Here is a 1,983-nt window from a genome sequence, read left to right on the forward strand (position 1 = left end):
ATCTTTTAGTTATTCCATTTTAGGGCGCTATCCTGGAACAAGGATAAGCGCTCGTTTTTCAGTTAAGGGCAATTTTGTTACAGATTAACAGGGATTTAAGAAAGAGAATTTGAAGTTAGCTTCAGGGACACTTTCTTGCAGTTTAGTGAATAATCTAATAGTCGAAAAATTGGAATAAAATCCATTTATAGTATAATTGTTTTTATACATTATTTATAATGGGGGAAAAGAAATGATAGAGAATAGACAAGCAGAGTTGATAAGTAAAAATGGTTTTTACATAAGTACTGACAAAAGCCTTTTAGATATAGAAGTAATATACAAATTCCTTAGCAATGAGTCTTATTGGCTTAAAGGCATTTCGAAAGAATTAGTTATAGCATCCATTGATAACTCTATTATTTGTTATGGTATTTATGAAGGAAATCCAACCATTGGTTCTCCTAAACAAGTTGGCTTTGCAAGAGTTGTATCCGATCTTGTTAGATTTTCTTGGCTAGGTGATGTCTTCATTCTTCCCAATTATAGAGGCCAAGGACTTAGTAAATGGTTAATGAGTGTAATCACCGAACATCCAAATTTGAAAGGCACGAGCTTTCACCTTGGTACTAAAGATGCTCATTCCCTTTATGCAAAATATGGCTTTAAACCATTAGAGAACATTGAAAATAGTATGGCTAGGCCCCTTGATTGGGAAGCTATACATGACGGTTATAAGTTATCCAAATAATCAATTGCTTTATTTAACTAAAGGGCGCAATTTCGCGAGAATTATAGGAATTTTCCGTAAAAAACTCCTTCTCGATAAGGTTTTTTAATTGTAAAATAATGAGATTATTTTACGGGGAAATTTTTACAATGAGGAGAGAGAATGATGATAAGAAAACTAGATAAAAGTGATCACGAGGTTTGTTTTAATTTGTTAAAAACCAAGGCTGCTGAAAACTTATTTATTATTGGTGACATTGAGGCTTATGGATATGAACAAGAATTCCAAAAGCTTTGGGGAGAGTTTAACGAAAGTGGAGAATTAATTGCTGTTTTATTAAAATACGAGGAAAACTATATTCCTTTTGCAGTAGAATCATTTAATGCCGAAGGATTTGCTGAGATTATGTCTAATGACTCTGCTTTTAAGATGATGTCTGGACTAAAAGATATCACTGAAAAAATTGAGCCATACTTGGATAAGCACCTTAAAAGAAAAAGACAATTATATTATGCTAAGTGTACTAGGTTAAATATTAGTAAAAATAATATTGATTTTTCGAATGTACAACAAGCATTTCCACACGATGCTGAAGCACTTGTTGAATTACTAAACTCAATTCCAGAATTTAGTGATTCAACAATTACAGTAGAGAGAAAACGTCGAGGAATAGAAAATGGAACTTCACGTTCATTTTTTATTATGGAAGAAGGAAAAATGGTATCAACAGCATCAACTACAGCAGAAAATTCCTTATCAGCAATGGTTGTTGGTGTAGCTACGCTAGAAAACTATAAGAAAAAAGGATATGCAACCAACTGCATGCTCAAGCTTTGCAGTGATCTATTACATGAAGGAAAAGAACTATGTTTGTTCTATGATAATCCAACAGCTGGAGTAATCTATAAAAGAATCGGTTTTGAGGATATTGGATTATGGATGATGTATACATATTGTTAAAGGTTCAAGACTATTCTTATTGGAGCCTTTTCTAATTGTGCTAATAATATAGTTAAGTAAGCATTGGTAAGCTTTTAATAATATATTAGATCTTCATCCAATCGGGCGCAATTCTTCAGGAACGAACTTATTTAATCTTGGCTCAGGTATGTGAACAAGGAATTTACCTTGTTCACAAGTCAGGACGTGGTTATGCGGTTTAAGGTTAATAATTATTTGATTAATGTTACTTTACAAGAATATGTGCTATATTTTAGTTGCTACATAGTAATTTAAGAATATAGAGGTGTATAAGAATGAATAAAACAGAATTA

The 1,983-nt window shown here is 32.1% G+C and carries 2 protein-coding genes; both read left to right on the forward strand.

Annotated features, from left to right (window positions below; genetic code table 11):
* Positions 1–232: 232 nt before the first annotated feature.
* Complete coding sequence (locus V7127_RS24340; protein WP_335490670.1) at positions 233–730, forward strand: GNAT family N-acetyltransferase; 498 nt, start codon at positions 233–235, stop codon at positions 728–730.
* A gap of 144 nt (positions 731–874) precedes the next feature.
* A complete protein-coding gene (locus V7127_RS24345; protein ID WP_335490676.1) occupies positions 875–1,669 on the forward strand; it encodes a GNAT family N-acetyltransferase in 795 nt (264 codons plus the stop codon).
* Positions 1,670–1,983 lie beyond the last annotated feature (314 nt).

Source organism: Bacillus sp. JJ1773 (assembly GCF_036962035.1).
Taxonomy (GTDB): Bacteria; Bacillota; Bacilli; order Bacillales; family Cytobacillaceae; genus Cytobacillus.